The sequence below is a fragment of the Saccharomonospora piscinae genome (assembly GCF_005862235.1).
In the GTDB taxonomy this organism is placed as follows: domain Bacteria; phylum Actinomycetota; class Actinomycetes; order Mycobacteriales; family Pseudonocardiaceae; genus Saccharomonospora; species Saccharomonospora piscinae.
Genome location: NZ_VCEK01000002.1, coordinates 436,221 through 451,048, shown reverse-complemented (window position 1 = coordinate 451,048; position 14,828 = coordinate 436,221). Strand labels below are relative to the sequence as shown.

Below are 14,828 nucleotides of genomic sequence, written 5' to 3'. Positions count from 1 at the left end.
GCTTTCCCGACACCGTGACCTGTCATGGTGCGCCGGGAGGTTGATGCCATGACACGCAGACACGGCAGGCTCGCGCTGGTCACCACGCTGGTGGCGCTGCTGACGGCCGGGCTCGCGGCCCCCGCCGCGGCCGGGCCCCCTCGGGGGCCGAAGCACTTCGACATCCAGGCACATCGCGGGGGGCTCGGGCTCACCGTGGAGGGCACGCTCGCCGCGTTCTCCCGCGCGCTGGAACTCGGAGTCACCACACTGGAACTCGACATCCAGATCACCCGCGACGGACGCGACGTCATCACCCACGACCGGCAGATCAGCGCGGCGAAGTGCCGGGACACGAAACCGGCCTCGCCCGGTGACCCGCAGTTTCCCTACGTCGGCTCCTACGTCAAGGATCTGACGTTCGCCCAGGTGCGCACTCTTGACTGCGGATCGCTGCGCCAACCCGGCCATCCGGACCAGGAACTCGCGCCGGGTGCCACGATGCCGACGCTGGCCGAGCTGTTCGACCTCGTGCGGGAGCACCGGGCCCACCGCGTCCGGTTCAACATCGAGACCAAGGTGGAGGCGGCGGCGCCCGAGGAGACCGCGCCCCGCGAACAGTTCGTCGACCGGGTGATCCGCGAGGTGAGCCGGTCCGGGTTCGCGCGCAACGTCACCGTCCAGAGCTTCGACTGGGGTGCCCTGATGCAGGTGCGCCGCAAGGCGCCGTGGCTTCCGGTGGTGGCGCTGACCCAGCCCGAGTTCCTCCAGGTCGGCGCGCCGGGCCGTTCGCCCTGGCTGGGCGGGCTCGACATCGACGACTTCGGTGGCGATCCGGTGGCGGCGGTGTCGTCGTTCGGGGCGTCGGCGCTGTCCCCGGTCCACGGCAACCCGCAGGGCGGCACTGTGGGCGACGACGACTACGTGCCCTTCACCACCCGGGAACTCGTCGACGACGCGCACGCGGCCGGGCTGCGGGTCGTGCCGTGGACGGTCAACGACAGGGCCACGATGCACAAGCTCATCGACGACGGGGTGGACGGCCTGATCACCGACTATCCCGACCGCTTGCGGGAGGTCGCCGCCGAGCGTGGGTTCCGGCCGCCGAAGCCGTCCCCGCTCCGGGGGCGCGACGGGTGAAGACGGCGCGGAGTGGGTAGCTCCCTGGCGGTGAACGTTGCTCGTGCTCGCACGAGTCCATCGACTAGGGAGGTCGCATGATTCTCCGTCGGGTGGCACGCCCGCTTCTCGCCTCGATCTTCATCATGGGCGGTGTCAACGCGCTACGGCAGAAGGAGGGCCACGCCGAGGTCGCCAAGCCGTTCCTCCACAAGGCCGCCGACAAGACCGTGGCCCGCAAGACCGGCGAGTCGCCGGAGACGCTACCCGGCGACCCGGTGACCTTCGTCCAGGTGGACGCGGCGGTGAAGATCGCGGCGGGCACCATGCTGTCGCTGGGGGTGCTGCCCCGGGTCGCGTCGGCGGCGCTGCTGAGCAGTCTCGTGCCCACCACGCTCGCGGCACACGCCTTCTGGGAGGAGAAGGACCCGGAACAGCGCCAGCAACAGCTCATCGAGTTCCTGAAGAACGCGGGCCTCGCGGGTGGTCTGCTGCTGGCGGTGGCCGACACCGGCGGCAAGCCGTCACTGGGCTGGCGCGCGCGGCATGCCGCCGAGGAGGCCGGTCACCACGTGCAGGGCGCGGCGGGCACGGTGCAGCGCAGGGCCGGCGTGGCCGCGGCCAAGACGGGCGTCGCCGCCGATCGGGCCGCGCTCAAGGCAGCCAAGGCCGGCGCCAAGGCGGGCAAGTCGACCGGCATGACGCTGGGCACGGCGAAGGGCAAGCGCAAGGCCGCCAAGGCGGTCACGTCGACGATGGGTGGCGCCGCCAAGGCGGTGAAGGGCGGTGGCCGCAAGCACGCCCACAAGCACGGCCACAAGCATGCCCACAAGCATGCCCACAAGCACCGCCACCACCACCGGGCGATGGCACAGCACCACTGAGTACCGGCCGGGCGGTGCGCTCAGGTGGCCACCCGGCGGTACCGGGCGGTGGCGAGCGGCGCGAAGATCGCGACGATGGCGATGCAGCTGAGGATCGCGTAGAGCGCCGCGTTCTCGGCGGGCCAGCCGGACGGTTCCGGCCAGCCCGCCGGACTGCTGTTGCCGAACAGGTCGCGGGTGGCGTTCACGGCCGCAGTGAACGGGTTCCAGTCGGCGATCGAGCCGAGCACGCCCGGCAGGCTCTCCTGCGGCACGAACGCCGACGAGATGAATGTCAGCGGGAACATCCAGATCAGTCCCGCGCTGTTGGCGACCTCGACGCTGCGGGCCACGAGCCCGATGTAGGCGCCGATCCACGACATCGCGAAGGCGAACAGCAGGATCATCAGGTAGCCGAGCACGGCGTCGAGCACGCTGCCCCGGATGCGCCACCCGATGAGCAGTCCGCACACCGTCATCACGACCAGCACCACGATGCTGAGCACCTGGTCGGCCGTCGTGCGCCCCACCAGCACGGCCAGCCGGGACATCGGCAGGGAGCGGAACCGGTCGATGATGCCCTTCTGCAGGTCGTTGGCGAACCCGATCACCGTGTAGGACGAGTTGAACGCCACCGTCTGCGCGAAGATGCCCGCGATGAGGAACTCGCGGTACTCCGCGCCGCCACCGCCGGGCCCGCCGATGGCGTCGCCGAAGACGTAGGCGAACAGCAGCACGAACATGATGGGAAACGCGGTGGCGCCGAGTAACCAGTCGGGATTGCGCCGCACGTTCATCACGTTGCGCCAGGTGATGGTGGCGCTGTCGGAGACCACCTTGGTGGCGTTCATCTGGCCCCGTCCTCCTCGGTGGTCTCGGCGGAGTGGCCGGTCATGGAGAGGAACACGTCGTCGAGCGTGGGCCGGTGCAGAGCGACGTCCTGAATGGTGACGTCCTGGGTGTCGAGCCGCCGCAGCGCGTCCACCAGCGCCGCCGCCCCGGTTTCGACGTAGACCGACACGCTGCGCGTGCTCTCGTCGACGACGGGTTCGCTGACGCCGACCTCCTTCAGCACCCGCACCGCAGGCGTGACCTCGACCTCCTCGCCGACGACCAGTTCGAGCCGCTCGCCGCCGATGTGGTCCTTCAGTTCGTCGGCGGTGCCGCGAGCGATGACCACGCCCTTGTCGATGACCACGATGGAGTCCGCGAGCCGATCGGCCTCCTCCAGATACTGGGTCGTGAGCAGCACGGTGGCACCGGTGGCGACGAGGTGCTCGATGACCTCCCACATGCCGAGCCTGCCCCGCGGATCGAGGCCGGTGGTGGGCTCGTCGAGGACCACGACCTTCGGCTCGGCCACCAGCGCACCAGCGAGGTCGAGCCGCCTGCGCATCCCACCCGAGTAGCCCTTGGCCGGCCGGTCGGCGGCGTCGGAGAGCTGGAACCGGTCGAGCAGTTCTCGCGCGCGCAGCCGGGCCTGGCGCTTCCCGATGCCGTACAGCCTGCCGATCATGTAGAGGTTCTCGAACCCCGTCAGGTTCTCGTCGACGGCGGCGTACTGGCCGGACAGCCCGATGGACTGCCGGACCGCGTCCGGCTCGGCGACCACGTCGTGGCCCGCGACCATCGCCTGACCGGCGTCCGGCTTCAGCAGCGTCGTCAGGATGCGCACCACGGTGGTCTTGCCCGCGCCGTTGGGCCCGAGCAGGCCGAGCACCTGGCCGGTGGGGATGTCGAGATCGACCCCGGCAAGCGCGCGCGTGGAACCGTAGGTCTTGACGAGGCCGCGAGCACGCACCGCGACCCTGTCCTCGGTGAGGGGCATAAACCCAATGTAGGAGCGCCCCCCGACAGTCGCTGGGTCAACCGAGGCACGGGGGTGGGGTGTGCGGCTGCGCGGTTACCGCTCCAGGATCGCCGTGATGCCCTGGCCGCCCGCCGCGCAGATCGAGATGAGGCCGCGGCCGGAGCCCTTCTCCGCCAGCAGCTTCGCCAGCGTGCCCACGATCCGCCCGCCGGTCGCGGCGAACGGGTGGCCCGCCGCCAGCGACGAGCCGTTGACGTTGAGCCGGTCGCGGTCGATGGTGCCCACCGGCTCGTCGCGCCCGAGCCGTTCCTTGGCGAACGCCGGGTCCTGCCATGCCTTGAGGGTGGCGAGCACCTGCGAGGCGAACGCCTCGTGGATCTCGTAGTAGTCGAAGTCGCCCAGCCCGAGGCCGGCGCGGTCGAGCAGGCGCGGCACCGCGTAGGCGGGTGCCATGAGCAGGCCCTCGTCGCCGTGTACGTAGTCGACGGCGGCCGTCTGCGAGAACGTGAGGTAGGCCAGCACCGGCAGGTTGCGTTCGCGCGCCCATTCCTCGGTCGCCAGCAGCACGACGGACGCGCCGTCGGACAGCGGCGTCGAGTTGCCCGCCGTCATGGTGCCCTCGGTACCGCCGAACACCGGCTTGAGCTTGGCGAGCTTCTCCGTGCTGGAGTCGGGGCGGAGGTTCTGGTCGCGGGTCAGTCCGAGGTAGGGCGTCAGCAGGTCGTCGAAGAAGCCTCGCTCGTAGGCCGCCGCGAGCCGGTGGTGGCTCGCGGTGGTCAGCGCGTCCTGCTCGGGGCGACCGATGTCCCACGCCTTCGCCGTCAGTGCGGCGTGCTCGCCCATCGACAGTCCCGTCCTCGGTTCCGCGTTGCGCGGGATCTCGGGCAGGAGGTGGCCGGGACGGATCTTGGCGAGCAGTTTCAGCCGCTCGCCCACCGACTTCGCCGCGTTGAGGCGCACGAGCAGCTTTCGCAGCCGGTCGTCGACGGCCAGCGGCGCGTCACTGGTGGTGTCCACGCCGCCCGCGATGGCGGACTCGACCTGGCCGAGCGCGATCTTGTTGGCGACGTTGACGATCGCCTGGAGGCCGGTGCCGCACGCCATCTGCACGTCGGAGGCCGGTGTGGTGGGGGCGAGCGCGCTGCCCAGCACCACCTCGCGGGCCAGGTTGAAGTCGCGGGAGTGTTTGAGCACCGCTCCCGCCGCGAGTTCGCCGATCCGCTCCCCCTGCAAAGCGAAGCGGCTGACCAGGCCGTCGACCGCTGCGGTGAGCATGTCCTGGTTGGCCGCGTCGGCGTAGGGCCCGTTGGAACGCGCGAACGGGATGCGGTTGGCGCCGACGACGGCGACCCTGCGCACTCCCGCCGTCTTGGTGCGGCTCGACCGAGCCCTGCCGCCACCGGACTTCTGTGCTTGGCTCATGGGACCCTCCGATCAGCGTTCTCCGACCCGCCCGCAGTGTAGCCGGATAACCTACTCGCGGGTAGGTTAGGCTGGCGTTGCACACAGGGCACGGGAGGCAACCGATGGCTGACAAGTACCAGCAGTTCACCACCACGTCCGTCGGCGCGTTCGTGACGTCGAAGCTCGGTCTGCCCAAGCCGCCCGTGCTGCGGCGCTACCGACCGGGCCAGCCTCCGCTCGATGGTCCCGCACTCCTGGGCGGCGCGCCCGGCGGCAGGCTGGACAAGACGCTGACCAGCCAGCTCGCTTCGGCGGGTCTCGACGTCGTCCGCACCCCCGCCGAGGGAACCCGCCACGGCGCGCTGGTGTTCGACGCCACCGGCATCACCGAGCCCGCGCAGCTGCGCGAGTTGCACGCCTTCTTCCACCCTGTCGTCCGTGACATCGCGCCCTCCGGGCGGGTGGTGGTGCTCGGGTCGCCACCCGAGTCCCGCCAGGGCCGCGAGCGCGTCGCGCAGCGGGCACTCGAGGGTTTCACCCGCACGGTCGGCAAGGAACTCAAGCGTGGCGCCACGGCCCAGCTCGTGTACGTCGCCGACGGCGCCGAGGAGGCCGCGGAGTCCACGCTGCGGTTCCTGCTGTCGGCGAAGTCCGCGTTCGTCGACGGACAGGTGATCCGCGTCGGTGCGGCCGGCACCACCACCGCGCAGCCACCGAGCAGCTGGGACAAGCCGCTCGACGGCAAGGTCGCGCTGGTCACCGGCGCCTCCCGGGGCATAGGGGCCGCCATCGCGGAGGTGCTGGCCCGCGACGGCGCGCACGTCGTCGCGCTCGACATCCCCGCCCAGGGGGGCGAGCTGTCGGCGGTGGCCAACCGCGTCGGCGGCTCGGCGCTCCAGCTCGACATCACCGGCTCCGACGCCCCGCGCGCGCTCGCCGAGCATCTCACCCAGCGCCACGGCGGTGTCGACGTCGTCGTCCACAACGCGGGCATCACCCGCGACCGCACGCTGGCGAAGCTGTCCGAGGCGGCCTGGGACTCCGTGCTCTCCGTCAACCTCGCCGCCCAGCTGGCCGTGAACGACACCCTGCTGGCCGAGGACGTGCTGCGCGACAACGGCCGGATCATCGGCGTGTCCTCCATCGCGGGCATCGCGGGCAACGTGGGACAGTCCAACTACGCCACCAGCAAGGCCGGCGTCATCGGGATGGTGAACGAGGCCGCGCCCCGGCTGGCCGAGCGCGGCGGCACCGTCAACGCCGTGGCACCGGGGTTCATCGAGACGCAGATGACGGCCGCGGTGCCGCTGTTCATCCGCGAGTTCGGCCGCCGCCTGTCCAGCCTCTCGCAGGGCGGGCTGCCCGTCGACGTCGCCGAGACCATCGCCTGGTACGCCAACCCCGCGTCCTCCGCCGTCAACGGCAACGTGGTGCGCGTGTGCGGCCAGGGCTTTCTGGGAGCGTGAGATGACCGTCAAGGAACTGTCCGCAGCGCCGAACCTCACGACGCTGTACCCGAAGGCCGTGGCGGGTGGCCTGCGCCGGAGCGGCGGCGACTCACTCCCGGACACCGAGTACGTCCGCAGGGGCGTCACCGTCGACCCACGGCACCTCGCCGACTACGGCAGGGTCTGCGGGTTCCGGCTCTCCGACGAACTGCCGGCCACCTACCCGCACGTGCTGGCGTTCGGCATGCAGATCGCGCTCATGACCGAGCCGGACTTTCCGTTCCCGCTGCTCGGCATGGTTCACGTCGCCAACCGCATCACCCAGCGCCGCCCGCTGCGGCTCGGCGAGCCGATGACGCTGCGCGTGCGCACGGACGAGGCGCGGCCCCACGACAAGGGGACCCAGTTCGACGTGATCAGCGAGGTGCTGCCCGGCGACGAGGACGAGCCGGTGTGGACCGATGTGAGCACCTACCTGCACCGCGGCGGGACTTCCGGGAGCGCGGGCGCGCCGCGCGCGCGGCCGACCGAGCTGGCACCGCCCGCGCCGACCGCGCGGTGGCGGGTCCCGGCGGACATCGGCCGCCGCTATGCGGAGGTCTCCGGCGACCGCAACCCCATCCACCTGCACCGGCTGACCGCTCGGCTGTTCGGGTTCCGCTCCGCCATCGCGCACGGCATGTGGACGAAGGCACGCTGCCTCGCCGCGTTCGAGGGCAGGCTGCCCGGCGCCTACACCCTCGACGTCGGTTTCAAGCGGCCGGTGCTGCTGCCCGCCACGGTCGGGTTCACGTCCTGGCACTCCGGCGCGGCGGGCTGGGCCTTCGAGCTGTGGCACGCCCGCAAGCCGACGCCGCACCTCACGGGCACGATCACCCCGGAGTGAGCGTCACTCCGTGGGCCGCCAGACGTCGCCCTCCACGAGGTCGTTGAAGCCCAGCCACGTCAGGTTCATCAGCCACGACGCGAGCACGCCGTCGGAGACGTCGGGATGGTCGAGCCACCAGTCCGCGAGCGACTCGGCGGCGCCCACCAGCGCGGCGGCCATGCCTTCGCCGGAGAACTCCGCCTGCGGCGCGAGCCCGCGCTCGGTGCCCGCCGAGACGACCAGGCCCTTCACCAGCTCGATCGCACGTCCGCGCAGCGCGGTGACCTCGTCCGAGAAGGGAGAACCCGCGGTCAGCGCGTGCCGGTGCAGCACGATCCAGGACTCGCGGTATCCGGCGACGAAACCGTAGAACGAGCGCAGGCCGTGCCACAGCTGCATGTCCGGCGGCACGTCGAGCCGGATGCCGTCGCGCACGGCGGTGAGCAGCCGGGTGGACTCGCGGCGTACGCAGTGAGCGAAGAGTTGTTCCTTCGCGCCGAGGTAGCTGTAGATCATCGGCTTCGACACACCCGCGACGTCGGAGATCTCGTCCATCGCCGCGAGGTGGTAGCCGTGCTGGGAGAACACCGCCACGGCCGCGTCGAGGATCTGCTTCTCGCGGACCGCTCGGGGCAGTCGCTTCGCCCGTTCGGGGGAGCGCTGTACGTCCTGCGCCACCAGTACCTCCTGTTGTCCGGCCAAACGCTACCTGACCTGGAGGTTCCTGATGCCGACGCGGGGTGGCCGACCGGTCACTCGGACTCGATGATCGGGCGCTGGGGTGGGTCTGGTGGTCCGCGCCGGTCGTCACCGCGAGTCTCCCGACCCTGATCGGACACGACCTCGCTGTCCACCACGATGACGCGGTTGCGGCTCGCGAATCCCCGCGCCTGCGCGGGCCCACGCCGTTCCAGCCGCCGCAGCCACGAACGCCGCACCAGGGCCCGGGTGGGCGGCAGGAGCAGCAGCAGGCCCGCGACGTCGCTGACGAATCCGGGCACGAAGATCAGTACTCCGCCGAGCCCGATGAGCATGCCGTCGGTGACCTCGTTGTGAGGTGAGCGTCCCGCGCGCGCCGTGTCCATCACCGCGCGTGCGGCCTTGCCGCCCTCGCGCCGGGCCAGCCACGAGCCGACCAGGGCACCGGCGAGCAGCAGGCCGAGCGTGGCGAGGAAGCCGACGAGCGACGCGACGGCCCAGATCGCGGCGATCTCGGCGATCACCCAGAGCAGGAAGATGGCGGCCATATGATGTTCAACGCGCGGGCCCGGCGATTTGCTCCCGCTGCCCGGTGCGGATGCGTAGCCTGCCCGCGTGGTGTTCATCGACAAGGTGGCCTGGTTGCTGCTGCGGGACGGGTGCGTCCTGGGTGCCCGCTCGCGCGGGGAGGACGTCTACTTTCTGCCCGGCGGAAAGCGGGAACCCGGCGAGTCCGATCTCGACACGCTCGTGCGGGAGGTCGCCGAGGAACTGGCCGTCGACATCGTGACCGGCACCGCGCGGCACAGCGGAACCGTCGAGGCTCCCGCGCACGGCCGCGCCGACGGCGTGGTGCGCATGAGCTGCTACACCGCCGACTACGAGGGCGAACTCACCGCCAGCAGTGAGGTGGCTGAGCTGCGCTGGCTCACCCACGCCGATCGCCACCTGGTTTCGACGGCGGGCGGGCTGGTCCTGGACGAGCTGCGGGAACGCGGACTGCTTCGCTGAGGGGACGGCTCTCGCGGCCCGCCGAGTCCGATCTCTCGGCGGGCCGCGAGCGTGCCGTCAGTAGGTGATCGCCACAGCCGGATCGGCCAGCAGCGCGCCCACGTCGGCGAGGAACTGCGAGCCCTGCTGTCCGTCGATCACCCGGTGGTCGAAGCTCAGCGACAGCTGCATCACCTTGCGCACGGCGAGTTCGCCGTCCACGACCCACGGCATGTCGCGGATCGCGCCGAGCGCGAGGATCGCCGACTCACCGGGGTTGATGATCGGCGTCCCGGTGTCGACACCGAACACGCCGACGTTGGTGATGGTGAACGTGCCGTTCAGCATCGCCTCAGGTGGTGTCTTGCCGTCGCGGGCGACGGCGGTGAGTTCCCCGATGTCGCCCGCCAGTTCGGCCAGCGACTTGCGGTCGGCGTCGCGGACCTTGGGCACCACGAGACCGCGCGGGGTGGCCGCCGCGATACCGAGGTGTACGTAGTCCTTGTAGACGATCTCGCCGGAACTCTCGTCCCACACCGCGTTCACGTCGGGAGTGCGGCGCGCCGCCAGGCACACCGCCTTCGCCGCGATGACCAGCGGGGTCAGCTTGACTCCGGAGAACTGCGGGGCGCCCTTCAACTTCTGCCGAAGTTCCATCATGGGCGTCACGTCGATCGTCAGGAACTCCGTGACGTGCGGAGCCGTGAAGGCGCTGCCCACCATCGCGTTGGCGGTGGCCTTGCGGACACCTCGGATGGGCACGCGGCGCTCCCGCGTCGCGGGGTCGTACTCGGCCGTGACCGGCTGCGGTGCGGCTGAGGCGGTCTCGGCGGTGCCGTCCGCCGCCCGCCGCACGTCTTCCCGGGTGATCACTCCGCCCTCGGCCGATCCCGCCACCGTGCGCAGGTCGATGCCCAGCTCCTTCGCCAGCTTGCGCACGGGCGGCTTGGCCAGCGGCACGTATCCCGCCGGGGCGGCCTGCTCGGATGCCGGGCGGGGTGCCACGACCGTCACCGCTTGCACCGGCTCCGGGGCGGGTGCCGCTGGCGTGGCCTGCGACTTCCGCGCCCTGCGCTTGGCCACCGTGGTCTTGGACCCGTAGCCCACCAGCGGCTTCATCTCGTCGGCATCGGCCTCGGCGGCCTCGGTGGTCTCGGTGGTCTCGGTGGTCTCGGTGGTCTCGGCCGAAACAGCGGAAGCAGCGGAGCCGGAGCCGTTCACGGCCGCCGCGCCCTGCGGATCGACGTCCACGGTGAGGATCGGCGTCCCCACCTCCACCGTCTGCCCCGGCTCCACCAGCAGTTCGGTCACCACGCCTGCCCAGGGGATGGGCAACTCGACGGCGGCCTTGGCGGTCTCGACCTCCACGACGATCTGGTTGACCGTCACCTCGTCGCCGGGCTTGACCTTCCAGTCGATGATCTCGGCCTCGGTGAGCCCCTCGGCGGTGTCGGCGAGGGGAAAGTGCTTGTAGTCAGGCATCGCTTCCCCTCACCATTCCAGCGCGCGGTCGACGGCGTGCAGCACCCGGTCCAGATCCGGCAGGTAGTGCTCCTCCAGCTTGGCCGGCGGGTAGGGCGTGTCGAACCCCGTCACGCGCAACACCGGAGCCTCCAGCGAGTAGAAGCACTCCTGCTGCACGCGCGCGGCGATCTCGGAGGTGATCGACGACTCCGACTGCGCCTCGCTCACCGCGATGAGCCTGCCGGTGCGGCGCACCGACTCGAACACGGGCTCCAGGTCGAGGGGCGACAGTGTCCGCAGGTCGATGACCTCCAGCGACCGGCCCTCCTCCGCCGCGGCACTGGCCGCGTCGAGGCACACCGGTACCGAGGGGCCGTAGGCCACGACCGTCGCCGCCGTGCCCTGCCGCACGGTGCGGGAGGCGAACAGCGGGTCGGGTGTGGCCGTGGTGTCCACCGGAGCCTTGAGCGCACCGGAGTGGTAGAGCCGCTTGGGTTCGAAGAACAGCACGGGGTCGTCGCACCGGATGGCCTGCTGAATCATCCAGTAGGCGTCGACCGGGTTCGAGCACGACACGACCCGCAGGCCCGCGATGTGCGAGAACAGCGACTCGGGCGACTCGGAGTGGTGCTCGACCGCGCCGATGCCGCCGCCGAACGGCACGCGGATCACCACGGGCACCTTCACCTCGCCCTGCGTGCGGTAGTGCAGTTTGGCGAGCTGGCTGGAGATCTGGTCGAAGCCGGGGAAGATGAACCCCTCGAACTGGATCTCGCACACGGGCCGGAAGCCCCGCACGGCCAGGCCGACGGCGGTGCCGATGATGCCGGACTCGGCCAGCGGGGTGTCGAGCACCCGGTGCTCGCCGAAGTCCTTCTGCAGTCCGTCGGTGATCCGGAAGACGCCGCCGAGCTTGCCGACGTCCTCCCCCATCATGATGACCTTGTCGTCGGCCTCCATCGCGGCCCGCAGGCCCGCGTTGAGCGCCTTGCCGATGGTGAGCTTCTGCACGGTCGCCTGCGTCTCGGTGTGGGTCTCGGTCACGGGCTTCGCTGAGGTCACGGGGGCCGCCATCACCGGTGCCCCCCGTCCGCGAACCCGGCGTGGTAGGCCAGGTACTCCTCGCGCTGAGCGTCGAGCTGCGGCGAGGGCTCCGAGTAGACGGAGGAGAAGAGGCGCTCGGGCGGCGGGTCGGGCATGGCGAAGCAGAAGTCGCGCAGTTCCGCCGCGAACCGGTCGGCCTCGGCCTGCACCTCGTCGAAGTAGTCCTGGTCGGCGCCACCGGAGCGGGACAGGTGGACGCGCACGCGCTCGATCGGGTCCTTGAGCTTCCACGCCTCCAGCTCGTCCGAGAGGCGGTAGCGGGTGGGGTCGTCGGTGGTGGTGTGCGCGTCCATGCGGTACGTGTACGCCTCGATGAGCACCGGGCCGTTGCCCCGGCGGCACTCCTCGAGCGCCCAGCGCGTGACCGCGAGGCAGGCCAGCACGTCGTTGCCGTCGACACGGATCCCGGGGAATCCGTAGCCGCGGGCGCGCTGGTACAGCGGAAGCCGGGACTGGCGCTCGGTGGGCTCGGAGATGGCCCACTGGTTGTTCTGGCAGAAGAACACCAGCGGCGCGTCGTAGACTGCGGCCCAGACGAAGCCCTCGTGGACGTCGCCCTGGCTGGTGGCGCCGTCACCGAAGTAGCAGATGGTGGCCTCGGCGTCGGGTTCCTCGCCGACCTTGCCCTCGAACTTCTGGCCCATCGCGTAACCGGCGGCGTTGAGCACCTGGTTGCCGATCACGATGGTGTACGGGTGGAAGCGGTGGCCCGCGAAGTCCCACTGGCTGTGGTCGGTACACCGGAAGATGCCGAGCAGCTCGGTGAAGTCGACACCGCGCGTGTAGGCGACGCCGTGCTCGCGGTAGCTGGGAAACGCCATGTCCTGCGGTTGCAGTGCGCGGCCCGAGCCGACCTGCGCGGCCTCCTGGCCGAGCAGCGGTACCCAGATGCCGAGCTGGCCCTGCCGCTGCATGGCGTTGCACTCGCGGTCGGCCCGCCGGACCAGGACCATGTCGCGGTACAGCCCGCGCAGTGTCTCGGCGTCGACGTCGGTGAGGTAGGGGTCGAACTGGGGTGAGGGCAGCCGCTCACCCTCGGGGGTGAGGAGCTGGGTCAGCTCGGCTCCGCCTTCGGTTGTTGCTCGCAAGCCCGCAATCACCTGCTCTGGGGACGGTTGCGCCGCTGTCGCGGCCGAGCCGGCGCCAGATTGCGGGCGCGTCCACTGTTCGGGGGACGACATCGCATCTCCTTGGTGTCGTGCCGCACGGCCGCTTGTGGCGACCGGTGCGGCGCGCCGCCGGTCACCGTGTGCGCGGTTGGGGTCCACAGCGCTGATGCCCGTCGGCGGTGACGGTTCACGCGCTCATCCTGGCATGGAAACCCGCCCTGTGGAGAGGCCCCGATCCCGATTCGTTGCGGCCACACTGTCGATGAGCTGCGTAAACGCTTGGACTACCAACCGTGTCACCGCCGATGGTCGCAACGGCGAGCAACGGCCGGACCTGTGTTGTCACGGCTCGCGCGGGCCCCCCTTCGACGCGCCGTGGCCGGGCCGCGGGTGGCCCCCTTCCACGTGGTGTGACGACCGACACAGTGGTGTGCGGGTGGCACGATGGTGTCCGTGGAACTGGAGAGTGTGAAGAACTCAGTCCGGCGGCGGTGGGCCGATGACGTGCTGCCGAGCCTGTCGGACCTCGTCGCGATCCCGGCGCTGTCGCCCGTCTTCGACCCGGAGTGGGCGGAACACGGCCACCTCGACGAGGCCGTGCGGCACGTGCGGTCCTGGCTCGACGCCGCCGACCTGCCCGGGGCGACGACCGACGTGGTGCGACTGCCCGGCCGCAGCCCCGTGTTGCTGCTGGACGTGCCGGCCACGGAGGAATCCCAGGGCGCCGAGGACCGGGGCACGGTCCTCATGTACGGCCACCTGGACAAGCAGCCGCCCGTCGGCGGCTGGGCCGACGGACTCGGCCCGTGGACGCCGGTGATCCGCGACGGCAGGCTGTACGGGCGCGGCTCCGCCGACGACGGTTACGCGGGCTACGCCGCCACCGTCGCGCTGGCGGCGGTGCGGGAGGCGGGCGGTTCGCACGCGCGCACCGTCGTGCTGCTGGAGACCGGCGAGGAGTCCGGCAGCCCCGACCTGCCCGCCTACCTCGACCACCTGACCGACCGTCTGGGCCGGGTGTCGCTGGTCGTGTGCCTCGACTCCGGCGGCAACGACTACGAGCGGCTGTGGCTCACGACCAGCCTGCGCGGGATGGCCCAGGTCGACGTCACCGTGCGGGTGCTGGAGACGGCGCAGCACTCCGGCCTGGCCAGCGGCGTGGTGCCCAGCTCGTTCCGGGTGCTGCGGGCCCTGCTCGACCGGGTGGAGGACTCCGCCACCGGCCAGCTCAAGCTCGGCGCGTGCCATGTGGAGATCCCGGCGAACCGGATCGCCGAGACCAGGGCCACGGCCGAGTCCGCGCCGGGTTCGGTCGTCGGCGCATGGCCGTGGCACGGCACCACCGGCCCCGTCGTGGCCGACGAGGTGGAGCTGCTGCTGAACAACAGCTGGCGGCCGACGTTGTCCGTGATCGGCGCGTCGGGGCTGCCCGAACCCGCTGACGCGGGCAACGTGCTGCGCGCGGGCACCACGCTGGCTCTGAGCTTCCGGCTGCCGCCCACCGCCGACTCGGAGGCCGCGCTCGCCGCGATCTCGCGGGCCCTGACCACGGACGTGCCGTACGGCGCGACCGTGGAGCTGTCGGGGCTGGAGGCCGCCGACGGCTGGAACGCCCCCGCGCTGTCGCCGTGGTTGGCGACGGCGCTGGAACGGGTCAGCGACGACGTGTTCGGCGCGCCGTGGCGCAGCGTCGGCCTCGGTGGGTCGATCCCCTTCATGGGCCTGCTCGGCGAGAAGTACCCCGAGGCCCAGTTCCTCGTCACGGGCGCGCTCGGCCCGGACTCGAACGCGCACGTGCCCGACGAGTGGCTGCACCTCGACCAGGCCCAGCGGGTGACGGAGGCGGTCGCCACCGTGCTCGACGCTCACTCCCGGAGTTGAGTAACGGGCAACGCAACGTTGCTGTAACGGAGCCGATGCTGCGCATTAGCGCATCCAGGTGGCAGGATGCATTAACTGGCCGGTATGGAT

14 protein-coding genes are annotated in these 14,828 nt (G+C 71.1%); 6 read left to right on the top strand and 8 right to left on the bottom strand.

What is annotated here, in order from left to right:
* The first annotated feature begins 48 nt into the window (after nt 1–48).
* Nucleotides 49–1,119, top strand: coding sequence for a glycerophosphodiester phosphodiesterase family protein (locus FFT09_RS07760; protein ID WP_081192627.1), 1,071 nt, complete (start codon nt 49–51; stop codon nt 1,117–1,119).
* A gap of 77 nt (nt 1,120–1,196) precedes the next feature.
* On the top strand, nt 1,197–1,982 hold the full coding sequence (locus tag FFT09_RS07755) for a DoxX family protein (protein WP_138382268.1): 786 nt from the start codon (nt 1,197–1,199) through the stop codon (nt 1,980–1,982).
* 20 nt (nt 1,983–2,002) lie between these two features.
* Here FFT09_RS07755 and FFT09_RS07750 read toward each other — a convergent pair whose 3' ends face one another.
* The 3 genes from FFT09_RS07750 to FFT09_RS07740 all read right to left on the bottom strand — a co-directional run bounded on the left by FFT09_RS07750 (nt 2,003) and on the right by FFT09_RS07740 (nt 5,193).
* Nucleotides 2,003–2,812: an ABC transporter permease gene (locus FFT09_RS07750; protein WP_081192623.1), complete on the bottom strand. Its 810-nt coding sequence runs from the start codon at nt 2,810–2,812 to the stop codon at nt 2,003–2,005.
* On the bottom strand, nt 2,809–3,789 hold the full coding sequence (locus FFT09_RS07745) for an ATP-binding cassette domain-containing protein (protein ID WP_081192621.1): 981 nt from the start codon (nt 3,787–3,789) through the stop codon (nt 2,809–2,811). Before FFT09_RS07745 ends, FFT09_RS07750 begins: the two co-directional genes overlap by 4 nt.
* A 75-nt stretch (nt 3,790–3,864) precedes the next feature.
* Nucleotides 3,865–5,193 (bottom strand): acetyl-CoA C-acetyltransferase, encoded by a 1,329-nt coding sequence (locus FFT09_RS07740; RefSeq protein WP_081192619.1) that lies wholly within the window; start codon nt 5,191–5,193, stop codon nt 3,865–3,867.
* A 104-nt stretch (nt 5,194–5,297) separates the two neighbouring features.
* Between FFT09_RS07740 and FFT09_RS07735 the strand changes: the two genes are divergently transcribed.
* Both FFT09_RS07735 and FFT09_RS07730 read left to right on the top strand, forming a co-directional pair.
* Nucleotides 5,298–6,641, top strand: a complete 1,344-nt coding sequence (locus FFT09_RS07735) for a 3-oxoacyl-ACP reductase (protein WP_138382267.1) — start codon at nt 5,298–5,300, stop codon at nt 6,639–6,641.
* A 1-nt stretch (nt 6,642) separates the two neighbouring features.
* Nucleotides 6,643–7,509: a MaoC/PaaZ C-terminal domain-containing protein gene (locus FFT09_RS07730; protein ID WP_138382266.1), complete on the top strand. Its 867-nt coding sequence runs from the start codon at nt 6,643–6,645 to the stop codon at nt 7,507–7,509.
* Nucleotides 7,510–7,512: 3 nt separating this feature from the next.
* On the opposite strand, the gene FFT09_RS07725 is transcribed toward FFT09_RS07730, so the two are convergent.
* Together FFT09_RS07725 and FFT09_RS07720 are read right to left on the bottom strand one after the other, a co-directional pair.
* Nucleotides 7,513–8,169 carry a TetR/AcrR family transcriptional regulator gene (locus FFT09_RS07725; RefSeq protein WP_081192613.1) on the bottom strand — a complete coding sequence of 219 codons (657 nt, stop codon included), beginning with the start codon at nt 8,167–8,169 and terminating at the stop codon, nt 7,513–7,515.
* A 74-nt stretch (nt 8,170–8,243) separates the two neighbouring features.
* Nucleotides 8,244–8,738, bottom strand: a complete 495-nt coding sequence (locus FFT09_RS07720; RefSeq protein WP_138382265.1) for an FxsA family protein — start codon at nt 8,736–8,738, stop codon at nt 8,244–8,246.
* Between the two features lie 67 nt (nt 8,739–8,805).
* Here FFT09_RS07720 and FFT09_RS07715 point away from each other — a divergent pair, with 67 nt between their 5' ends.
* Nucleotides 8,806–9,201 carry an NUDIX hydrolase gene (locus FFT09_RS07715; protein ID WP_138382264.1) on the top strand — a complete coding sequence of 132 codons (396 nt, stop codon included), beginning with the start codon at nt 8,806–8,808 and terminating at the stop codon, nt 9,199–9,201.
* Between the two features lie 57 nt (nt 9,202–9,258).
* Here FFT09_RS07715 and FFT09_RS07710 read toward each other — a convergent pair whose 3' ends face one another.
* From FFT09_RS07710 to pdhA, 3 genes are read right to left on the bottom strand one after another with little or no spacing between them, the layout of a single operon-like run.
* Nucleotides 9,259–10,662: a dihydrolipoamide acetyltransferase family protein gene (locus FFT09_RS07710; protein ID WP_138382263.1), complete on the bottom strand. Its 1,404-nt coding sequence runs from the start codon at nt 10,660–10,662 to the stop codon at nt 9,259–9,261.
* 9 nt (nt 10,663–10,671) lie between these two features.
* Nucleotides 10,672–11,718, bottom strand: a complete 1,047-nt coding sequence (locus FFT09_RS07705) for an alpha-ketoacid dehydrogenase subunit beta (RefSeq protein ID WP_138382262.1) — start codon at nt 11,716–11,718, stop codon at nt 10,672–10,674.
* Complete coding sequence (gene pdhA, locus FFT09_RS07700) at nt 11,718–12,929, bottom strand: pyruvate dehydrogenase (acetyl-transferring) E1 component subunit alpha (protein WP_138382261.1); 1,212 nt, start codon at nt 12,927–12,929, stop codon at nt 11,718–11,720. The genes FFT09_RS07705 and pdhA overlap by 1 nt, the downstream gene beginning before the upstream one ends.
* 372 nt (nt 12,930–13,301) lie before the next feature.
* On the opposite strand from pdhA, the gene FFT09_RS07695 reads away from it, so the two are divergent.
* On the top strand, nt 13,302–14,738 hold the full coding sequence (locus FFT09_RS07695) for a M20/M25/M40 family metallo-hydrolase (RefSeq protein ID WP_138382260.1): 1,437 nt from the start codon (nt 13,302–13,304) through the stop codon (nt 14,736–14,738).
* The last annotated feature ends 90 nt before the right edge of the window (nt 14,739–14,828 follow it).

What these genes read in the sequence shown, in the direction of transcription:
- FFT09_RS07760 (WP_081192627.1), top strand. Translation starts at nt 49, where the DNA reads ATGACACGCAGACACGGCAGGCTCGCGCTGGTCACCACGCTGGTGGCG.
- FFT09_RS07755 (WP_138382268.1), top strand. Translation starts at nt 1,197, where the DNA reads ATGATTCTCCGTCGGGTGGCACGCCCGCTTCTCGCCTCGATCTTCATC.
- FFT09_RS07750 (WP_081192623.1), bottom strand. Translation starts at nt 2,812, where the DNA reads ATGAACGCCACCAAGGTGGTCTCCGACAGCGCCACCATCACCTGGCGC.
- FFT09_RS07745 (WP_081192621.1), bottom strand. Translation starts at nt 3,789, where the DNA reads ATGCCCCTCACCGAGGACAGGGTCGCGGTGCGTGCTCGCGGCCTCGTC.
- FFT09_RS07740 (WP_081192619.1), bottom strand. Translation starts at nt 5,193, where the DNA reads ATGAGCCAAGCACAGAAGTCCGGTGGCGGCAGGGCTCGGTCGAGCCGC.
- FFT09_RS07735 (WP_138382267.1), top strand. Translation starts at nt 5,298, where the DNA reads ATGGCTGACAAGTACCAGCAGTTCACCACCACGTCCGTCGGCGCGTTC.
- FFT09_RS07730 (WP_138382266.1), top strand. Translation starts at nt 6,643, where the DNA reads ATGACCGTCAAGGAACTGTCCGCAGCGCCGAACCTCACGACGCTGTAC.
- FFT09_RS07720 (WP_138382265.1), bottom strand. Translation starts at nt 8,738, where the DNA reads ATGGCCGCCATCTTCCTGCTCTGGGTGATCGCCGAGATCGCCGCGATC.
- FFT09_RS07710 (WP_138382263.1), bottom strand. Translation starts at nt 10,662, where the DNA reads ATGCCTGACTACAAGCACTTTCCCCTCGCCGACACCGCCGAGGGGCTC.
- FFT09_RS07705 (WP_138382262.1), bottom strand. Translation starts at nt 11,718, where the DNA reads ATGGCGGCCCCCGTGACCTCAGCGAAGCCCGTGACCGAGACCCACACC.
- pdhA (WP_138382261.1), bottom strand. Translation starts at nt 12,929, where the DNA reads ATGTCGTCCCCCGAACAGTGGACGCGCCCGCAATCTGGCGCCGGCTCG.
- FFT09_RS07695 (WP_138382260.1), top strand. Translation starts at nt 13,302, where the DNA reads ATGGTGTCCGTGGAACTGGAGAGTGTGAAGAACTCAGTCCGGCGGCGG.